1 protein-coding gene and 1 pseudogene are annotated in these 3,705 nt (G+C 42.9%); both read left to right on the forward strand.

The genetic code is table 11. From position 1 onward, the window contains the following. Positions 1-400, forward strand: a pseudogene (locus F6K38_RS37155) (CHAT domain-containing protein); the annotation flags it as partial. A 36-nt stretch (positions 401-436) separates the two neighbouring features. Then, entirely contained in the window at positions 437-3,559 is a 3,123-nt protein-coding gene (locus tag F6K38_RS37160; RefSeq protein WP_287360020.1) for a CHAT domain-containing protein, read from the forward strand. Positions 3,560-3,705: the final 146 nt, after the last annotated feature.

Below are 3,705 nucleotides of genomic sequence, written 5' to 3' on the forward strand. Positions count from 1 at the left end.
GGCATTTCCCCAAGATTGGGCAATGATTCAAACCAATCTCGGCGGTGCCTACTGTGAGAGAATAAAAGGGAAGAGAGCAGATAATATTGAACAAGCGATTGCTCATTGTATAAATGCCCTAAAAATCCGTACCAAGTTGGAATTTCCCGAAGATTGGGCAATCACTCAAAACAATCTCGGCGCTGCCTACAATGATAGAATAAAAAAAGATAGAGCCGAGAATATCGAACAAGGCATCGCTCATTATGAAAATGCCCTACAAATCTTTACCAAGTCAGAATTTCCTCAAGATTGGGCAATTATTCAAAACAATCTCGGCAATGCTTACTGTAATAGAATAAGAGGAGATAAAGTCGATAATATCGAACAAGCAATCACTCATTGTAAAAATGCCCTATAAATCCGTACCAAGTCAGAATTTCCCCAAGATTGGGCAATGACTCAACACAATCTCGGCAATGCCTACTATAAAAGAATAAAAGGGGAGAGAGCAGATAATATTGAACAAGGGATCGCTCATTATAGAAATGCCCTAGAAATCCGTACCAAGTCAGAATTTCCCCAAGATTGGGCAATGACTCAACACAATCTCGGCAATGCCTACTATGATAGAATAAAAGGGGAGAGAGCCGAGAATATCGAACAAGTAATCATTCATTGTAACAATGCCCTAGAAATCCTTACCAAATTAGCATTTCCTCAAGATTGGGCAATGACTCAAAACGATCTCGGCATTGCCTACTGTAATAGAATAAAAGGAGATAGAGCCGATAATATCGAACAAGCCATCGTTCATTATGAAAATGCCCTAGAAATCCGTACAAAATCAGCATTTCCTCAAAATTGGGCAAGGACTCAAAACAATCTCTGTCTTGCCTACTGTAATAGAATAAAAGGAGATAGAGCCGATAATATCGAACAAGCAATCACTGGTTATCAACATGCCCTACAAATCTGTACCAAGCCCGCATTTCCTCAAGATTGGGCAATTACTAAAAACAATCTCGGCAATGCCTACTATAAAAGAATAAAAGGAGATAGAGTTGATAATATTGAAGAAGGTATCGCTCATCATAAAAATGCCCTAGAAATCTATACCAAGTCAGAATTTCCCCAAGATTGGGCAAGGACTCAAAACAATCTCGGTAATGCCTACCATTATAGAATAAAAGGAAATAGAGCCGAGAATATCGAACAAGCAATCACTCATTCTAAAAATGCCCTAGAAATCTATACCAAGTCCGCATTTACCCAAGATTGGGCAACGATTCAACACAATCTCGGAGCTACCTACTATGATAGAATAAAAGGAGATAGAACCGATAATATCGAACAAGCGATCACTGCTTTTAGGAATGCCCTAGAAATCTACACTCGAGAAAACTTCCCTCGCGACTGCCTAAGAACAGCTCGCAATTTAGGTAATGTTGCTCTGGACAATAACAATTGGCAACTAGCTATCGAAGGCTATGCCCTAGCTATCCAAGCAGTAGAACAAAGCCGGAGTTGGGCAATTGATGAGGAGCGTCGCCAAGAGATTCTTGCTGATTCCATTGACGTCTATATCAACATAGTACAAGCTTGTCTCAACTTAGGGCAGATCGAGAAAGCAGTGGAATATGCTGAACGTTCTCGTGCCCAACGCTTGGTAGATATGATGGCTAGTAATGAACTCTACCAAGGGGGAGAAATTGTCCCAGAACTAAAACAGCATTTGCAAGACTACGAGGATCTGCAACGGCGTATCAATCTCCTCCGTTTTGGTTCTGCCTCGGAGGCTGTTCCAGTTTTGGCAGGAAGTCCTAATAAAACCATGTCATTGGGAATGGCAGTGAAACAATCTGGTCAATCTTTGACTAGGGAAGCTTTATTACAATACCAGAAAGAAATCCAAGCATTAGAGGCACAAAAACAGCAAGTGTGGCAACAACTGCGCTGCTATGACCCGGTTTTGGCAGGACAAGTTCAAGTGGAGCATCTAGATTGGCAGCAAATGCAGCAGTTAATCGAGGAATCAACGAGTGCTCTACTCAGTTTTTACACAACAAGAGAGCATACCCATATTTTTATCCTGTTTAAGGATCCCAGTCCTCAAGTTTTCACTTGTCAAGGACAGGGGTGGAAAACTTTACAGATTTGGATCTTCAATAATTGGTTCAAGCCCTATGTTGAGGCACAAAGTGAATGGAAACAGAAGATAGGGGATTTTCTTGAGGAACTTGCTGAGCGCTTGCAGTTGCAGGAGCTGGTGGCAAAATATCTAACTGGGATTGAGGAGTTGATTATTGTGCCTCATATATTTTTACATCAGATTCCTTTTGCTGCGTTGCCGATTGTGGATCCCCCCCAGCCCCCCTTAATAAGGGGGGAGCAAGAGGGTTTATTACCAAACAGGGGAGAGCAAGAGGATTTATTACCAAACAGGGGAGAGCAAGAGGGTTTATTACCAAACAGGGGAGAGCAAGAGGATTTATTATCCTTAAACAGGGGAGAGCAAGAGGGTTTATTAACAGCAGAGCAACAGGGTTTATTAACAGAAAATGCCGCAATTGTCCCCCCCTTGTTAAGGGGGGTTAGGGGGGATCTTCCCCCAATCGTTCCCCCCTTGTTAAGGGGGGTTAGGGGGGATCTTCCCCAAACTCGCGGTATGGTCTTCGCCAGCAAATCCCCCAAATCCTCTCCTACTAAACCTGTTACCAACACTACTTATTTATGCGATCGCTTTCGTATTCGCTTGGTTCCCAGTTGCCAAATCCTCCACTATTGCCACCAACGCCCAGCAATTGCAGGTCAGGAAATGGGTATAGTCGAAGATGCTACGGAGGATCTGCCCTTTACCAGTTTTGAATGCAAAACCGTTGCGGAAATGTATCAGGTTCCTGCTGAGCAGCGCTTACAAGGACGGAATGCCACAGTCAAATCATACCACACCTTAGCCCAGCAAGTGCATATCCTCCACTCCAGCCATCATGCCCAATCTAACCCCATGGAACCATTGGAATCTCAGTTACGGTTAGGAGATGGTTCCCTTACCCTGGGTCAACTCTTAACTCCTGGTTGGCGCATGCCCAATCTTTCCGAAGTTTTTGCCTCAGCCTGCGAGGTTAATTTCACTGTTACCAAAGTTACTGATGACTTGCTTAGTCTAGCTACGGGTTTTCTCTGTGCTGGAGCCAGGAGTGTGGTTAGTACCCAGTGGTCCGTAGATGATTTGGCCAGTGCTTTATTAGCGATTTTTTACTACCATGGCCGCCGGTCAGGGATGAGCCGTTGTCAAGCACTACAGCAAGGGCAAATTAAATTGCGCAATTTAACCGGAAAGGAGTTTGCTGATAACTATCAGACTCAGTTAACGGAACATCTGGAACAAAAGTTAAAAGAAGCCAAAGCTGCTAAACAGAATGCTAAGGATCAGGGAGATGAGGAAGAGTTGGATAAGTGGGTCACAATTGTCGATAAATTCGAGATACAGCAAAAGCGTTTGGAGTCTTTGAGTAAGGAGGATTTTCCCTTTGCTCATCCTTTCTTTTGGGCTGGTTTTGTTTCCCAAGGAATTTAGAATTTAGAATTTAGAATGAAGAATGAAGAATTTAGAATTTAGAATTTAGAATTTAGAATTTAGATCCTGTAGGGTGGGCAAAAGGTGAGCACAGATCAGCTGTAGGGAAAACTCTAGGAATTTTGCCCACCAAAAAGTCAGATCTG

Source organism: Moorena sp. SIO3B2 (assembly GCF_010692525.1).
GTDB lineage: Bacteria > Cyanobacteriota > Cyanobacteriia > Cyanobacteriales > Coleofasciculaceae > Moorena > Moorena producens.